Origin of the sequence: Ectothiorhodospira sp. PHS-1, assembly GCF_000225005.1 — a bacterium.
In the GTDB taxonomy this organism is placed as follows: Bacteria; Pseudomonadota; Gammaproteobacteria; order Ectothiorhodospirales; family Ectothiorhodospiraceae; genus Ectothiorhodospira.
The window spans coordinates 1-932 of the sequence record NZ_AGBG01000079.1 but is presented as its reverse complement, the minus strand read 5'-3'; the positions used below and the strand labels follow the sequence as shown (position 1 = coordinate 932).

General features: G+C 63.6%; 1 protein-coding gene. It reads left to right on the top strand.

Features of this window, described 5'->3' with window-relative positions:
- Window positions 1-932, top strand: a 932-nt coding sequence (gene tuf / locus ECTPHS_RS13675; RefSeq protein WP_008933358.1) for an elongation factor Tu, incomplete at both ends; no start/stop codon positions are given.

The window sequence follows — 932 nt, the reverse complement described above, 5'->3', positions numbered from 1 at the left end:
GGTCACGTTGACCATGGCAAGACCACGCTGACGGCGGCGCTGACGGTGGTTCAGGCGAAGAAGTTTGGTGGTGAGGCCCGTGCCTACGACCAGATCGACAACGCCCCGGAAGAGCGCGCTCGCGGTATCACCATTGCCACCGCGCACGTGGAGTACGAGTCCGACAATCGTCACTATGCCCACGTGGATTGCCCCGGCCACGCCGACTACGTGAAGAACATGATCACCGGCGCGGCGCAGATGGACGGCGCGATCCTGGTGGTGTCCGCGGCCGACGGCCCGATGCCTCAGACCCGTGAGCACATCCTGCTGGCCCGTCAGGTGGGCGTGCCCTACATCGTCGTGTTCCTGAACAAGGCCGACATGGTGGACGACGCCGAGCTGCTGGAGCTGGTGGAGATGGAAGTGCGCGACCTGCTGTCGAGCTACGACTTCCCTGGCGACGACACCCCGATCATCGTGGGTTCCGCGCTCAAGGCGCTGGAAGGCGACACCTCCGACATCGGCATGCCGGCCATTGACAAGCTGATTGCGGCCCTGGACGAGTACATTCCGGAGCCGGAGCGTGCCATCGACGGCGCGTTCCTGATGCCGGTGGAAGACGTGTTCTCCATCTCCGGTCGTGGTACCGTGGTGACCGGTCGTATCGAGCGCGGCATCGTGAAGGTGGGTGACGAAGTCTCCATCGTGGGTATCCGCGACACCATCAAGACCACCGTGACCGGCGTGGAAATGTTCCGCAAGCTGCTGGATCAGGGTCAGGCGGGTGACAACGTGGGCGTGCTGCTGCGCGGCACCAAGCGTGACGAAGTGGAGCGTGGCCAGGTGCTGTGCAAGAGCGGCTCCATCACCCCGCACACCAAGTTCGAAGCGGAAGTGTACGTGCTGTCGAAGGAAGAGGGTGGTCGTCATACCCCGTTCTTCAACGGCTA